General features: G+C 63.0%; 17 protein-coding genes. 9 read left to right on the top strand and 8 right to left on the bottom strand.

Features of this window, described 5'->3' with window-relative positions:
* Window positions 1-7 precede the first annotated feature (7 nt).
* Both MOV61_RS09290 and MOV61_RS09285 read left to right on the top strand, forming a co-directional pair.
* Window positions 8-895, top strand: a complete 888-nt coding sequence (locus MOV61_RS09290) for a DMT family transporter (RefSeq protein WP_247136362.1) — start codon at window positions 8-10, stop codon at window positions 893-895.
* A gap of 23 nt (window positions 896-918) precedes the next feature.
* Window positions 919-1584: a lysoplasmalogenase gene (locus tag MOV61_RS09285; RefSeq protein WP_247136361.1), complete on the top strand. Its 666-nt coding sequence runs from the start codon at window positions 919-921 to the stop codon at window positions 1582-1584.
* On the opposite strand, the gene MOV61_RS09280 is transcribed toward MOV61_RS09285, so the two are convergent.
* Both MOV61_RS09280 and gloB read right to left on the bottom strand, forming a co-directional pair.
* Window positions 1581-2000 carry a cupin domain-containing protein gene (locus MOV61_RS09280; protein ID WP_247035183.1) on the bottom strand — a complete coding sequence of 140 codons (420 nt, stop codon included), beginning with the start codon at window positions 1998-2000 and terminating at the stop codon, window positions 1581-1583. The genes MOV61_RS09285 and MOV61_RS09280 overlap by 4 nt on opposite strands.
* Window positions 2001-2771 carry a hydroxyacylglutathione hydrolase gene (gene gloB, locus MOV61_RS09275; RefSeq protein ID WP_247136360.1) on the bottom strand — a complete coding sequence of 257 codons (771 nt, stop codon included), beginning with the start codon at window positions 2769-2771 and terminating at the stop codon, window positions 2001-2003.
* 88 nt (window positions 2772-2859) lie between these two features.
* Between gloB and MOV61_RS09270 the strand changes: the two genes are divergently transcribed.
* From MOV61_RS09270 to MOV61_RS09260, 3 genes are all read left to right on the top strand, one after another.
* Complete coding sequence (locus MOV61_RS09270) at window positions 2860-3600, top strand: class I SAM-dependent methyltransferase (RefSeq protein ID WP_038546354.1); 741 nt, start codon at window positions 2860-2862, stop codon at window positions 3598-3600.
* Window positions 3601-3790: 190 nt separating this feature from the next.
* Window positions 3791-4900: a histidinol-phosphate transaminase gene (hisC, locus tag MOV61_RS09265; RefSeq protein ID WP_247136359.1), complete on the top strand. Its 1110-nt coding sequence runs from the start codon at window positions 3791-3793 to the stop codon at window positions 4898-4900.
* Window positions 4897-5826 (top strand): prephenate/arogenate dehydrogenase family protein, encoded by a 930-nt coding sequence (locus tag MOV61_RS09260; protein WP_247136358.1) that lies wholly within the window; start codon window positions 4897-4899, stop codon window positions 5824-5826. Before hisC ends, MOV61_RS09260 begins: the two co-directional genes overlap by 4 nt.
* Before the next feature lie 6 nt (window positions 5827-5832).
* On the opposite strand, the gene MOV61_RS09255 is transcribed toward MOV61_RS09260, so the two are convergent.
* Window positions 5833-6837 (bottom strand): DUF2125 domain-containing protein, encoded by a 1005-nt coding sequence (locus MOV61_RS09255; RefSeq protein WP_038546345.1) that lies wholly within the window; start codon window positions 6835-6837, stop codon window positions 5833-5835.
* Between the two features lie 54 nt (window positions 6838-6891).
* On the opposite strand from MOV61_RS09255, the gene MOV61_RS09250 reads away from it, so the two are divergent.
* Window positions 6892-7440 carry a gamma-glutamylcyclotransferase gene (locus MOV61_RS09250; protein ID WP_247136357.1) on the top strand — a complete coding sequence of 183 codons (549 nt, stop codon included), beginning with the start codon at window positions 6892-6894 and terminating at the stop codon, window positions 7438-7440.
* Here the strand turns inward: MOV61_RS09250 and MOV61_RS09245 are convergent.
* The 4 genes from MOV61_RS09245 to ftsE form a co-directional block, all read right to left on the bottom strand.
* Window positions 7425-8216 carry a 1-acyl-sn-glycerol-3-phosphate acyltransferase gene (locus MOV61_RS09245; protein ID WP_247136356.1) on the bottom strand — a complete coding sequence of 264 codons (792 nt, stop codon included), beginning with the start codon at window positions 8214-8216 and terminating at the stop codon, window positions 7425-7427. The two genes, MOV61_RS09250 and MOV61_RS09245, sit on opposite strands and share 16 nt — an antisense overlap.
* Window positions 8217-8299: 83 nt before the next feature.
* Window positions 8300-9031, bottom strand: a complete 732-nt coding sequence (locus MOV61_RS09240; protein ID WP_038546335.1) for a YdcF family protein — start codon at window positions 9029-9031, stop codon at window positions 8300-8302.
* A 64-nt stretch (window positions 9032-9095) separates the two neighbouring features.
* Entirely contained in the window at window positions 9096-10046 is a 951-nt protein-coding gene (locus MOV61_RS09235; protein WP_157885259.1) for an ABC transporter permease, read from the bottom strand.
* A 100-nt stretch (window positions 10047-10146) separates the two neighbouring features.
* Window positions 10147-10806, bottom strand: coding sequence for a cell division ATP-binding protein FtsE (ftsE, locus tag MOV61_RS09230; protein ID WP_038590651.1), 660 nt, complete (start codon window positions 10804-10806; stop codon window positions 10147-10149).
* Window positions 10807-11013: 207 nt separating this feature from the next.
* On the opposite strand from ftsE, the gene MOV61_RS09225 reads away from it, so the two are divergent.
* The 3 genes from MOV61_RS09225 to MOV61_RS09215 all read left to right on the top strand — a co-directional run bounded on the left by MOV61_RS09225 (window position 11014) and on the right by MOV61_RS09215 (window position 12784).
* Window positions 11014-11673: a hypothetical protein gene (locus tag MOV61_RS09225; RefSeq protein WP_247136355.1), complete on the top strand. Its 660-nt coding sequence runs from the start codon at window positions 11014-11016 to the stop codon at window positions 11671-11673.
* Between the two features lie 62 nt (window positions 11674-11735).
* Window positions 11736-12278, top strand: a complete 543-nt coding sequence (gene hpt / locus MOV61_RS09220) for a hypoxanthine phosphoribosyltransferase (RefSeq protein WP_247035170.1) — start codon at window positions 11736-11738, stop codon at window positions 12276-12278.
* A 128-nt stretch (window positions 12279-12406) separates the two neighbouring features.
* Entirely contained in the window at window positions 12407-12784 is a 378-nt protein-coding gene (locus MOV61_RS09215) for a response regulator (RefSeq protein WP_247136354.1), read from the top strand.
* A gap of 23 nt (window positions 12785-12807) precedes the next feature.
* Here MOV61_RS09215 and MOV61_RS09210 read toward each other — a convergent pair.
* Window positions 12808-14714: TIGR02302 family protein (locus tag MOV61_RS09210; protein ID WP_247136353.1), on the bottom strand; the 1907-nt coding region annotated here is incomplete at its 5' end.

Below are 14714 nucleotides of genomic sequence, written 5' to 3'. Positions count from 1 at the left end.
GGCAGGGGTGAAAATCCGGGGAACGTTGATCGGTTTTACGGCGATCCTGATGTGGTCGCTGCTGGCCCTGATGACGGCTGCATCCGGAAAAGTGCCGCCTTTCCAGATGAGCGCGATGACGTTCGCGATCGGCAGCCTGCCGGGCATCGTGCTTTTTATCGTCAGGCCCGAGCGTATCGCGCTCCTGAAGCAGCCGCCGAAGGTTTGGATCACCGGCATCGGCGGCCTATTCGGTTATCATTTTCTGTATTTCACGGCGCTCCGCAACGCACCGGCCGTCGAGGCGGGGCTGATCGCCTATCTCTGGCCGCTGTTCATCGTCGTCGGTTCGGCCCTGCTGCCGGGAGAAAGGCTGCGCTGGTATCACGTGGCTGGTGCGGTCGCCGGGCTCTGCGGCACGATCGCCATCGTTTCCCGCAACGGACTTGCCTTCGACGACGCCTATCTCATGGGTTATGGCGCCGCCTTTCTCTGCGCCTTCACCTGGTCGGGCTATTCGCTGCTGACGCGGCGCTTCGACCGGGTTTCGACCGATGTCGTCACCGGTTTCTGCCTCGGCACCTCGCTGCTGTCGCTGATCTGCCATCTGGCGCTTGAGACAACCGTCTGGCCGGCTAATGGCGGCGAGTGGGCGGCGGTGGTTGGGCTTGGTCTGCTGCCGGTCGGCGCGGCCTTCTATGCCTGGGACTACGGTGTCAAGAGTGGGGATATCCAGATCATCGGCGCGGCCAGTTATGCGGCGCCGCTGCTGTCGACGCTGATCCTGGTCGCATCGGGTTTTGCCGAAGCGAACTGGAACATCCTGTTGGCCTGCCTGCTGATCACCGGAGGGGCGGTGCTGGCGGCGCGGGATATGTTCCGGCCGAAGCCAATTGCGGAAGCCGCGGCCGAATAGGCGTTCCTGAAAGGGTCGGGGACGTGGGGGAAGAGATGTATCTGTCGTTATGGGCGGTGCTTGCCGCCTCGATCGCGCTTGCGATCCATTATTTCCGCTGGCTGAAAAGGCCGGCGAGCCATCTTCGTGCGGTGTTGAAGACCATACCGGTCCTGCTGCTTGTGCTCTACGCCGGTCTTTCCGGCGCCCCGGCGCTGTTCGTCGCAGCGCTGGCGCTCGGTGCACTCGGAGACGCCTGCCTTGCCTACGAGGGAGAGCCAGCCTTCGTCGCCGGGCTCGCGGCCTTCCTCGCTTCGCATATTGCCTATGCGGCGCTGTTCTGGCCGTCGATAGAACCGAGCCTACTCGTCGCCTCCGCATGGCGTTATACGGCGGCATGGATCTTCGTGGTGCTGACGGGCATGACGTTTTTCATGCTGTGGCGCCCTGCCGGACGGCTCGCCATCCCCGTCGCCGCCTATGGGGTCGCGATCCTCGCCATGGCACTTTCGGCGCTGGCGGTGAAGCCGATCCTGCCGGCGGCCGGTGCTGCGCTGTTCGTCATGTCCGACACCGCACTGGCGGTCCAGAAATTCCTGGTCAAGCCGGATGCGCCTGTCATGGCGAGGCTGAAGCCATTCGTGTGGGGCACTTACTTCACGGCACAGCTGATCTTTACGTTGGCAATTGCCGGCCTGCCGTTGTCTTAGACCGACGGTTCCCATCCGGGCGGAGCCATCTCGAAGCTCGAAAACTGAAAGCCTGGCGCGACCGTGCAACCCACCAGCGTGAACCGGCCAAGCGGTTCCGCCGCCTGCCAGGCGTTCGCAGGGACCACGGCCTGCGGCCGTTCGCCCCTGGCGAGATCGGTGCCGAGCCTCACCTCTTCGACCGTCTCGCCCTCGGAAATCCGCAAGAGCAGCGGATCGCCGGCATAGAAATGCCAGGTCTCCGCCGCATCGCGAACCCGATGCCAGTGGGAGCGTTCGCCGGCTTCCAGCAGATAATAGATCGCCGTCGAGTGGCCACGCGAGCCACCCTCAGCGTCACGAAACGTCTCGACGTACCAGCCGCCTTCCGGATGCCGCTGCATGCCGAGCGTGGTGATGATCTCCTCCGGCGTCATTCAGAAGTTGTCCTTGCGCTTGCGGATTTCGGCAAACACTTCCTCGTTGGATTTGCCCTCCATCAGGAGGTTGCGGCGGATGGCCGGGTCCGATGCGCGCAGGAAGGGATTGGTTTCCTTCTCCAGCCCGATCGTCGTCGGAATGGTGAACCGGCCGGCCGCGCGCTGTGCCTCGATCTCGCTTGCGCGCGCCTGCAGGCGTTCATTGTCCGGATCGACGCTCAGTGCGAACTTCGCATTCGAGAGCGTATATTCATGACCGAAATAGACGGCCGTCTCGTCCGGCAGGACGGCGAGCTTCTGCAGAGAATGCCACATGTCGGCTGCCGGGCGTTCGAACAGCCGGCCGCAGCCGAGCGCAAACAGCGTGTCTGCCGCAAACAGGATCTTGTCATCCGGGAAATGGTAGCAGATATGGCCGGCCGTGTGGCCCGGCGTCTCGATGACGCAGACGAGATGTTCGCCGAACTGGAATTCGTCGCCATCCGCCATGGTCTTGTCGAGGCCGGGGATCGCCACGGCCTCGTTGAACGGGCCGATGATCTCCAGCCCGAACTTTTCCTTGAGCGCCAGGTTGGCTTCCACGTGGTCGCCATGGTGATGGGTGGTGAAGATGTGGGTGATCTTCCAGCCGCGCCGGGCCGCCGCGTCCAGGATCGGCTTTTCCTCCGGGGCATCGATCGAGGCCGTCAGGCCGCTTTCCGGATCGTGCACGAGGACGCCGTAATTATCGCTGCGGCATGAAAAAACTTCGAGTTCCAGTGGTCTCATAACATAACCCCATTGCTGAAAGTGTTTTGCGTCACAATGTAGAGACTGGTCCCTTGAAGTCCAACCACCGTCTGGTACCAAATCACGCATGCATACGGATATCGTCGATCTTCGCGAATTCTATCACTCGCCCCTCGGCCATCTCGCCGAGCAGTCGATCACGTTCGCGCTGTCTTCGCTCTGGGCGCGGCTGCCGGAGGAGCGGCTGGTGGGCCTTGGTTATGCGGTGCCCTATCTCGACCGTTTCCGCGCCGATACGGAACGCACTTTCGCCTTCATGCCGGCGGGGCAGGGGGCGGTGAACTGGCCGGTCAGCGAGCTTTCCTCGACGGCCCTCGTCTTCGACGAGGAACTGCCGCTGCCGGACTCTTCCGTCGACCGCGTGCTGATGGTGCATTCGCTGGAGTTTGCCGAAAATCCGCGGGAGACCTTGAAGGAACTCTGGCGGGTGCTGGCACCCGGTGGGCGGCTGGTCATCGTCGTGCCCAATCGGCGCGGCGTCTGGGCGCGCATGGAACACACGCCGTTCGGCTCCGGCCGGCCCTATTCACGCGGGCAGCTCACCTCGCTGCTGCGCGAGACCAATTTCACGCCCGGTGCCAGTGCCGAGGCGCTGTTCTTCCCGCCGTCGAAGATCCGCGCCGTGCTGAAGCTGCGCCAGGCCTTCGAGCGCCTGGGGCGCCGCTTCTGGCCGGTGTTTTCGGGGGTGATCGTGGTGGAGGCCCAGAAGCGGCTCTACCAGGGCCTGCCGGTCGCCGCCCGCGCCTCCCGGCGCGTCTTCGTGCCGGTGCTGGCACCTCAAGGCGTGCCGACGACGCGGACGCGGTGAGGATCGTCCCTCATCTGGCTGCATTCTCCGGCCCTTGGCTTTGGCTCAGGGCGTTCGTCATTCGAAACGATTGACTGGATCGTTTCGTCGGCTGCGCCGACCATTCCTCACCCCTCGACAAAGCCGAAATTCGGCTTTAATCCCACTGGATCACACCCGCCGTTTAAGGCTTTCCAAAAAGGTTGATCCGATGAGCATCGTCACGAGTGAGCCCGTTCCGCGTCCCGGCATCCTGGATATCGCCGCCTATGTGCCCGGCAAGGAACATGCTCCGGGCGTTGCGCGGGTCTTCAAGCTTTCGTCCAACGAGACGCCGCTCGGCGCCAGCCCGAAGGCGATCGACGCTTTCAAACAGGCGGCCGGCCATCTCGAACTTTATCCGGACGGTCAGGCAATGGCGCTGCGCGAGGCGATCGCCTCGGTGCACGGGCTCAATGTCGCGAACATCATGTGCGGCAACGGCTCCGACGAGTTGCTGGGCCTGCTCTGCCACGTCTATCTCGGTGCCGGCGACGAAGCGATCATCACCCAGCATGGTTTTCTCGTCTACAAGATCCAGATCATGGGCGCCGGCGCCACGGTCGTCGAAGTGAAGGAGAAGGATTGCACCGTTGACGTCGACGCGATCCTTGCCGCCGTCACCGACAAGACGAAGATGGTGTTCATCGCCAATCCCGGCAATCCGACTGGTACATATGTCCCGGTCGCCGATATCCGCCGCCTGCATGCCGGCCTGCCGAAGAGCGTCATCCTCGTGCTCGACGCCGCCTATGCGGAATACGTGCGCAAGAACGATTACGAGGCCGGCCTCGAACTGGTGTCGTCCAACAGGAACGTCGTGATGACCCGCACCTTCTCCAAGGTCTACGGGCTTGCGGCGCTGCGCATCGGCTGGATGTATGGCCCGGCCGGCATTCTCGACGCGCTGAACCGCGTGCGCGGCCCGTTCAACATGAACGCCCCGGCGATTGCCGCAGGTGCGGCCGCGATCCGCGACCAGGCTTTTGTCGAAAAAGCGGTCGAGCACAACAATCTCTGGCAGGGCAAGCTTACCCACGCGCTGGAGGCGATCGGCCTCAAGGTGACGCCTTCGGTCGCCAATTTCGTGCTCATCCATTTCCCGGATGTCGACGGCAAGCGGGCGCCGGAAGCGGATGCCTTCCTCACCAGCCGCGGTTACATCCTGCGCGCTGTCAAAGGCTACGGTTTCCCGAATGCGCTGCGCATGACGATCGGGTCGGAGGAGGCCAATCGCGGCGTCATCGAAACGCTCGGCGAATTCATGGGCAAGAGCGCATGAGCACGCCGCTTTTCGACAGGATCGCGCTGATCGGCATCGGCCTGATCGGCTCCTCGATCGCGCGGGACGTCAAGGAACTGGGTCTGACCCGCGATGTGGTGATTTCCACACGCAGCGCTGAAACCCTGAAACGTGCCGAAGAGCTGACGCTCGGCACGCACTATGTTTCCTCAGCTGCTGATGCGGTGAAAGATGCCGATCTCGTCATCGTCTCGGTTCCGGTCGGTGCATCGGAGGCGGTCGCCAAACAGATCGCCGGCAGCTTGAAGCCCGGCGCGATCGTCACCGATGTCGGTTCCACCAAGGCCTCCGTCATCGCGCAGATGGCGCCGCATATGCCGGAAGGCGTGCATTTCATTCCGGGCCATCCGCTGGCGGGCACCGAAAAATCCGGCCCGGATGCCGGTTTTGTCGGTCTGTTCCGGGACCGCTGGTGCATCTTTACGCCGCTCCCGGATACGGATCAAGGCGCGCTCGATAAGCTGAAGTCCTTCTGGATGGCGCTCGGCTCGCGCATCGACGAAATGGACCCGCAGCACCACGACAAGGTTCTGGCGATCGTCTCCCACCTGCCGCATATCATCGCCTACAACATCGTCGGCACGGCGGACGATCTCGAGACGGTGACCGACGCGGAAGTGATCAAATATTCCGCCTCCGGTTTTCGCGATTTCACCCGTCTTGCTGCGTCCGACCCCACCATGTGGAGGGATGTGTGCCTGCACAACAAGGATGCGATCCTGGAAATGCTGGCGCGGTTTTCGGAAGACCTCGCCTATCTGCAGCGGGCGATCCGCTGGGGTGAGGGCGACAAGCTGTTCGAGCTCTTCACCCGCACCCGCGCCATCCGCCGCTCCATCGTCCAGGCCGGCCAGGATGTCGACGCTCCGGATTTCGGCCGCCATTCACTCGACGCCAAAAAGTGACCAGGGTTAGATCGGCGGAATTTCGCCGATCTGGATGAAGCCGCCGGCGAACACCTTACCGCGGTTGATGGTGAGGTCGAGCGACGCGCTCTTGCCGCGGCCGAGCGCGGACAACATGTTGGCGGCGCTCTTCAGCGTCGGGGCGATCTGCGGAAAGGCCTGGCTGAGGCTGTCCCGCCAGGCATCGATCCGCTCGATCCGGAGCTTCAGCTTGCCAGACAGATAACCCTGTTCATCGAAGGAAAACGGACCGGAAACGGTGATCAGCTTGCCGTCGCCGAGATCGGCCGAAAGGCTGCGCATCTGGCCCTGTGTACCGTAGAGAGCGGTTCCATTCGGATCGGTTCCGTCGATCATGCCGGCGCGGCCGGTCAGGGTCAGGTCGAGATTGGTCGTAAACCGGGGCAGAAGCTGCGGCAGGTCCTTCATCACCACATCGGTGTTTTGCAGCGTCATGGCCGCGTCGAGGTCGTTGCCGTTCTGGCGCAGATGGATTTCGGTGTGACCGGCGCTGATATTGAAGGCCTGGCCGGTTGCCGACGATAGGATGTTCGTCTTCGCATTCTCGATCACCGTCGAGGTGCGCTCCACGCCGCGAAACCGGGTGATGAGGCTCGACTGGAAATTTTCCCAGGTGGTCGAAACCGAAAGCCCGTGGCCGGTGCGGATCTCGATCGGTGAATCGAGTTCCCAGACGATATGGCCGGGATTGTAAACCTGGGCGGCGGACCGCAGCGCTCCGAACGTGGCGGAAATGCCGTTGGTGCGGTCGTCGACCGAGACCTTCGAGCAGAACAGGCCGATCCGGAAGGGATAGCCACGATAGTCCGCGTCGGCGCATTCGGCCGAGATGCCGCGGCTTTCCTGGCTGCCGAGCAGGGCCAGCGTCCGCTCCTTCAGCGTCGAGGCGCCATAGAACCAGCCGGCGGTGTAGAGCGCGATTACCAGCACCACGCCGGAGGCGAGTAGCCACAATTTGCCGCTGACGCCAGTTCGGCTTGACGCTGCCATGATGTTCTCCAATGGTGCTGAAAACTTGGGGCGGGATGCTTCAATTGGAATGGTGTGGCGCGGGATATGGACGAATTTTGGGTGTTTGGCTACGGGTCTCTGATGTGGAATCCCGGTTTTACGTTTGAGGAAAGACTGCCCGCACGTACTTTCGGCTTCCGCCGCTCCCTCTGCGTCTGGTCTTACGTGCATCGCGGCACGCCCGATCGTCCGGGGCTCGTCCTCGGTCTCGACCGCGGCGGTTCATGCCGCGGCGTGGCCTTCCGGGTGAGCGAGGAGAACCGGGCGGACGTGCTCGACTACCTGCGCCGGCGCGAACTCGTTACGAACGTCTATCTGGAAAAGATTCTGCCCGTCTCGCTCGGCGACGGGCGGCAGGTGAAGGCAGTCGGCTATATCGTCGATCGCCACCATGTCCAATATGCTGGCGCGCTCGAGATCGAGCAGGCGGCGGAGATCGTCGGCGTCTCCTCCGGCCAGTCCGGGCCAAACGATACCTATGTGTTCAACACATTGGCCCATCTGAAAGATATGGGTATCCGCGATCACTGGTTGGAAGGCGTTGGCGCGGCCGTGACGGCTGGATTTCAGGCCGCCGTCTGAGCTTTCAGCTCCGCAAGCCGCTTCACCGCTGACGGCGGCAGCGGCAGGTGCGGATTGGCGGCCACGGTTTCGACCAGCAGCCTGTCGCTTTCCCGTTCCAGGGTTTCGACCAGATGGGCGTAAAAAGCATCCGGATCCATGCCCGGTGCGATCGGCGGCAGGATGCGGACCTTGAAATGGCCGGGATATTTGATGAGCTTGCGGCGGCCCCAGAACAGGCCCCAATGGGCGACGACCGGCACGACCGGCACCTGCACGTCGCGATAGATACGGGCGATGCCGTAGCGGTATTGCGGCTCGGCGCCCGGCGGGCGGCGCGTGCCTTCGGGGTAGATGATGAGCTGGCGGTTGTTTGCCATCTCCTCCTTCGTCCGGTTCATGACGTCGACCATCACCTTGCCGCGGGCGCCGCGGTTTACCGGGATCATCTTCTGCTTGGCGGCGTACCAGCCGAACAGCGGGATCCACATCAGCTCGCGCTTGAGGATGTAGACCGGGTCCCGCTGCCAGGGCAGCAGTGCGACGGTATCCCAGGCGGATTGATGTTTGGGCGCAAAGATGCAACCGCCCTCCGGCACGTTTTCCAGCCCCTCGATCTCGAAGGTGGCGCCGACGATCTTTGCCATCAGCCAGTTGCAGGAGGCGGCCCAGGCTTTCGGGATGCGGTAGGCCGCCTTGCGCGGCATCAGGAAATAGATCGGGCTCAGCACGATCATGCGGACGATCAGGTTTGTGTAGAAGGCGATGTTGAAAAGAACCGAACGCACCAGCAGCATGGAAGCTTCCTCTTGGACAGGCGTTGCCTACACGAGATCGGGCGGGGAAAAAAGCGTCGGCTCGTCATCCGGAGGGAAAAGTGTCAGGGCGCGGGCTTTGAGGCGGTTTTCGGCGGGTCTTCGTTGCGCAGTCCCGTACCGCGCTCGATGCCGAACCAGTCGCGACAGGTGGCGAGCACGACCTTGCCGTATTCCGAAAGCATGGTGCGCAACACGTCCGGCTCGGCGAACCAGGCTTTTCGGGTGAGATCGGAACTGACCACCGGATAGGGGATGAATTCGGTAACCGGGTCGGCGCGCCGCAATTCGTGCAGGCTGCGCAGCATGTGATAATTGTTGGTGACGACCAACACGGACCTGTATCCGTGGTCGTGGATCCAGCGGGTGATTTCGTTGGCATTGCCGATCGTATCGATCGCATCGTAGCCGATATCGACGCAACAGGCGAAGAGGTCGGGTGAGGCCTGCGTGACCTTGCGGATCTGGGTCGGGCTGGTGGACGGATGCGCTCCCGAGATCAGCAGGCGCTGGCCGGCTCCATCCCGCAAAAGTCCGAGCGCCTGTTCGATGCGCAGATAGCCACCGGTCAATACGACGATCGCATCGGCCTTGACGCCGTCAGGCGCCTTCAGTGACGTCACCGCATTTGCAAACCACAAAAACCCGCCAAAAAGCAGCGCCAGCCCGAGCACGCAGGCCATGATGATGCGCCGGGCGGCCCATCGCAGCCGGCTGTTGCGCGAAAACACTCTCCCGAGCCACCGCCGCGGGTGGCTATCCGCTTCATTTTCGGGTGTGGTCGGAGCCGGTGTCATGATTGTCCATAGCCGGAGATTCGTGGCGAGAACAGGGCCAACCTACAGAGGGACGGCAACCGATTCAAGAAGCTGATAACCCGTCGGAACGCGATGGATCGGATCGGATCAGGTCGATCTCGTCGATGGTGCGCATGACCGTGAACCGGGCCGTGAGCGTCGTCAGCAGCGCGATCACGATCATCGTGGCGAAAATGCCAAGATAACCGCCGGCGCCTATCGTGAAGGAACCGAACAGGGCGCTCGCCTGATCGCTTTCGGGCGTCGCGAGCGAATTCGCCTGCCACATGTTGGCAATGGCGAACATAGCGGCTGCGAGCGCACCGCCGGCGGCGGAACCCTTGATGCTGATCTTCAGGAAATGTTTCTGGAATTCGCCGGCCACGAAAGAGCTTTCGGCGCCGACGAAATGCAGCACCTCGACGATATGGCGATTGCCGGAGAGCGCCCCGCGGGTGGCAAAGATCACCGTCAGGATCATCGCCGTGAAGACGAGGATGAGGACGCCCATGCCGATCAGCACCGTCGTATGGGCCATCGACACCAGGCGGTCCACCCAGGTGCGGTGATCGTCGAGGAAGGCCTGCGGGATTTCCGTCTTCAGGAGATCGCGCATTCCGGCGAAATCGGGTGGGTTCTGTTCGTCAATGGTGACGATGACGAGGCGCGGTATAGGCAGGTCGTCGAAGTTCAATCCGGTGCCGAGCCACGGCTCCAGAAGCCTTGCGGTCGCGCTTTCGTCCATGATCGTGCCTTCGCGGGTGCCGACGAAGGTGAGCGCTAGGTCGCGGGCCTTCTTCAAAGCGGCATCCATGTCGAGCCCGTCATCGGGCTTGATCTGGATGGTGATCTCGCGGGAAATCTGGCTCTGCCAGCTCGACGCCGTGGCCCTTACCATGCTGACCGCGCCAAGCGTCAGACAGGCGAGGAAGGCCATGATGGCGATCACCACCATCAGCGCATTGCCCTGGATGTTGGAGGGCGGCAGGATCGGGGCCGTCGGGCGCACCCGCATCTCGACGCGGCGCGCCTGCTTCTGGCCCGCAGGTTGGGCCTGCCGCTCGCCTTCGGGCCTCTGTGATTGGGCGCTCTTCGTCGCTTCCGGGCGGCTCAGCTCATTCATAGATGTCGAGCCGCCCTTCGGTGAGGATCATCCGCCTTGCATCCACCTGGTCCATCAGCGCCAGATCGTGGGTGGCGATGACGACGGCGGTGCCGAGCCGGTTGAGTTCCAGGAACAGACTGAGGAGCCGGCGCGCCATCGGCGGGTCGACATTGCCGGTCGGTTCGTCGGCGAGCAGGATTTCCGGCTGGTCCATCAGGGCGCGGGCGATCGCGGCACGCTGCTTCTCGCCGCCCGAAAGAACGGCCGGCAGCACGTTGATACGCTCGCCGAGCCCGACCCATTTCAGAAGCTCGATCACGTCGTTGCGGTAGGAGCTTTCCTCCTTGCCGCGCACGCGCAGCGGCAGCGCGACGTTCTCATAGGTGGTCAGGTGGTCAAGCAGGCGGAAATCCTGGAAGACGATGCCGACCCGCCGGCGCAGCATCGGCAGTTCGGCGCGGGGGATCTGCGACAGGTCACGGCCGAACATATGGATGATGCCGCGGGTCGGGTGCAGCGACATGAACAGCAGGCGCAGGAGCGTGGTCTTCCCAGCGCCCGATGGGCCCGTGAGGAATTGGAATGAGCGCTTGGGGATGTCGAAGGTCATATCCCGCAGGATCTCCGGCCCCATCCCATAGCGCAGACCAACGTTTTCGAAATGAATCAACGGATGACCCAGTCCTCGCTCTTTCGACTCTCTGGTGCCCGTCTATCTCTTAACGACCCGGGTAAACGAACGGTAAATCACGCGCGGAAAAGGGCTAATTTCAGGCCGTATTCGCGAAGCGTTAACCATTTCAATTTACGACTGAGGAGGATTCGATTCAATGCCCGCGATCCCGAACAACGGGGAAAACGGGCCGAAGAGGGCCCCATGAGCACGTTTAGCAGCCATCAGGGCAAGACAGTCATCCAGATGGACATCCTGCCGCCGGAACCTTCCGCGCGGCCGACCCGGGTGAACCCCCGGGGCGGCGAAGTGGTCGACGCCCAGTTCGTCCCGGTTCGCGAGACCTTCCGCCGAGGACCGGCGCCGCGCTCGCACAATGACAATCGCACCAGGCGACCTGAAACCACGGTCGTTGCCGCGTCGTTCGCGGAACGGGTTCTCGCCGGAACTGAGCGTGGCCTGATGCGTCTTTCCGCCGATTTCTTCTCGGCAGTGGTGGCCGTCGTCTTCGTTGCCGTCTTCAGCCTCGCGGGCGGCTTCACGTTCCTGTTCGCCGGTTCGGCGACGGCAGGAGCCGGGCCGACGCTCGACATCACCCATGTGACGATGACGCCGCAGGATGCCAACGGCATGCGCGTGCTCTTGATCAACGGCATCGTCGAGAACCGCAGCGGCGACAACCGGGCCATGCCGCAGATCCGCGCCGATCTGATGTCGGGCCAGACACTCATTGCGACGACGCTGATCTCGCCGCCGGTCTCGTCGATCGAAGGCCGCCAGAGCCGAGGCTTTTCGGCGCGCGTGCCCCACCCCGGTGGAAAACTGCCCGATCTGCGGCTTTCCTTTGCGGACCGCGGCGCCTAGAGCTTTCTCTTTCCCGACGGATTGTGGTATCGCGGTTTTTTACGGACACGTAGGAGAACCTCATGCCCGTCGTACGCGGCAAAATCATCGAGCCGCTTTACACCGCCGAACAGATCGCCGAGCGCAACCATGCGATCGCGGCGCAGATCGCCACCGGTCCGACCAAGGACCTGCTGGTCATTGCTATCCTCAAGGGCTCGTTCGTCTTCGCCGCCGATCTGTTGCGGGCGCTGCATGATGTGGGTCTTGCGCCGGAAGTCGAGTTCGTCACGCTGTCGAGCTACGGCGCCGGAACCGTTTCGCAAGGGGTGCGGATCGTCAAGGACATCGACAGCGACGTGAAGGATCGCGACGTGTTGTTGATCGACGATATCCTCGAATCCGGCCGTACGCTGAAATTCGCCAAGGAAATGCTCTATGAGCGCGGCGCCCGTAATGTTTCGGTCGCCGTGCTGCTCGACAAACGCGTCAAGCGCCAGGAGGATCTGGAGGCGGATTACGTCGGTTTCGAATGCCCGGACTATTTCGTCGTCGGTTACGGCATGGACGTCGCCTATGCTTTTCGCGAGCTGCCTTTTGTCGGCGTCGTGACCGGAGACGCCTGACCGATTTGCTTGGCTTGGGGAGACGAGGTGTTAACCATGTCGGCCTGCAATGGGCCGGCGTTTACTCCTCGACAAGAAAACTCTGTTGATTTGCTCCCAGATAACAAAACACGGGAGCGATCACCGCAATGGCAAAAATCCTGATTACCGAGGACGAAGATTCGCTTCGCATGTTCGTTGCGCGGGCGCTTCGTCTCGATGGTCATGAGACCCATGAAGCGGGTGACGGCGCGGAAGGCCTCGAAAAGCTCAGCGAGGGAACCTTCGATCTGCTGCTCTCCGACATCCGCATGCCGGTCATGGATGGCATCGAACTGGTGCACCAGGCTTCCGCAAAATTCCCCGATCTGAAAATCCTGCTGATGACCGGTTATGCCGAGCAGCGGGAGCGTGCCGACGATCTTGCGGCCAAGGTGATCGACATGGTGCAGAAGCCGTTCGCGCTTCCCGATATCCGCCGTGCCGTCGCCTCGGCACTGGCCGCAGCAAGCTCCCGCGCGGCCTGAAAAGTCTTCAGGCCGGCTTCAGGTCAGCGAATATCCAGAAGCCGTTCCAGGTATTGCCGCTCCGCTTCACCGGAAAGCGCGTTGCCGAGTTTTTCGCGGATCGCTTCGAGGATTTGGCGGGCGCGCTGGACATCGATTTCATCAGGCACCTTCACCTGATCGCCGAAATCCGGGCCTGACGTGGCACGCGGGCGCCCAAGCGGGTCGCGGCCGTTCTGGCCGCCTTGCGAGGTCATGTTTTCGCCCGGGCCGCCACGATCCTGGCCTTGGCCCTGGCCCTGCTGTTGCATGGCCTGCATCATCTGCTGCATCATGTTCTGGGCGCCCTGGCGAAGTGCGTTGAGCGCGTTGCCCTGGCCTTGCACGGCCTGCTCGCCCTGGCCATCGCCCAGCGCCTTGCCGGCATTGCCCATCTCGTTCTGCGCCTTGCCGAAACCTTCGCCGGGTTGCATGCCGAGGCCCTTCAGCGCTTGCTGCAGCTCTTCCAGCTTCTTGCCAAGGCCTTCCTGCTGGGCGCGGAGGTTCTTCAGCGCTTCACGCAGCTGCTCGGCAGTCATCTGGTCGGTGTTCTGCAGACCCTGTTGGCCCTGCTGACCTTGCTGCTGTTGACCCTGCTGCTGCTGACCCTGCTGCTGCTGTTGGCCTTCCTGCCCCGGCCGTTCGCTCGGGTCGCCGCGCTGCATGCGGTCGCGGAGCGCCTGGTCCAGCTTGAAGGTCTGGTCCATCAGCCGCTGCTGTTCCTGCATGATTTCGCCGAGTTTGTCGATCTGCTGGCGCATCTGGCCGTTCTGCTGTTGCTGGCCCTGCTGACCTCGCTGCGGCCTGCCGGCCTGCAGGTTGTTCATCATCCGCTGCAATTCGTTGAGCATCTGCTGGGCGGCGTCGCGATTGCCGGACCGGGCGAGATTTTCGATCTGGTCCATCATGTTCTGCAGGTCGCGCTGGCGGATGACATTCTGGGACTGCATGTTGTTGGGCGCCTGCGGAGCGTTCTGCATCCGCTGCGCAAGCTCGTTCATGAACTGCTGCATGGCTTCGCGCAGCTCCTGCATCAGCCGGGCGACCTCCTGGTCGGATGCCTTGTTCTGCAGCGCTTCGGCAAGGTTGCGCTGCGCGTCGCGCAGGCGGCGTTCGGCCTGGGACAGGTCACCATCCTCGATGCCGAGCGCAATTTCCCAGAGATATTCGGCCGTATCCTTCAGCTGTTCCTCGTTGCGGGCGAGCTTCATGCGCTCGAGCGCCGACCTGATCAGCAGGAAATGGCTGAGGTTGGGAATGGTCTCGTCGGGACGGATCGCCAGCGCTTCGTTGAGCTCGATGGCGCGGGGCATCTGGCGGGTATCGAGCGCGAAGACCTGGCGCTCTTCGGCGACGGCGGCCGCCAGCGGCTCGGAGAAGCCGCGCGAGGGCAGCACCATTTCATGGGTCGGGCTGCGGCCGGTCTGGCCGGCGCCATCCTTGGCGATCAGGGTGATCTTGACACGCTTGCCGGCGAGCGGATGCTCGATCAGGCTTCGGCTCGTCAGGCTCTTGACCTCGCGGCTGTTCTGCCGCGGCAGGTCGAGCCGGTAGTCCGGCAGCGGATAAAGCGGGGTCGCGCCCGGAGCCGGCTTGTCGACCGGTTCGATCAGAGCATGAGCTTCGCGGATGCCGTAGTCGTCCTTGCCGGTGTAGCCGATCTCCAGCGCGCCGTTGACGGAACGTTTCGGCTGGCCATCGAAGGCGATTTCCGGCGGCCGGTCCGGGATCACGTCAAAGGCCCAGGTCTGGCCGTTGACGGTCAGGCTGCCGCTTTCGGCGACGTTGAGCGCATAGGTGCGGGGCGGCCGCTGCTGGTTAGGCTGCTGTTGCGATGCGGCCGGTTGAGCCGATGTCTGTGGGGCCGGTGCCTGCCCGGCCGTCTGCTGCCCCTGCTGACCGGCGGCCTGCT

The sequence above is a fragment of the Neorhizobium sp. BETTINA12A genome (genome assembly GCF_023006485.1).
Classification (GTDB): Bacteria; Pseudomonadota; Alphaproteobacteria; order Rhizobiales; family Rhizobiaceae; genus Neorhizobium.
Note: the sequence above shows the minus strand (reverse complement) of the source record. Positions and strands in the feature narration are given on the sequence as shown.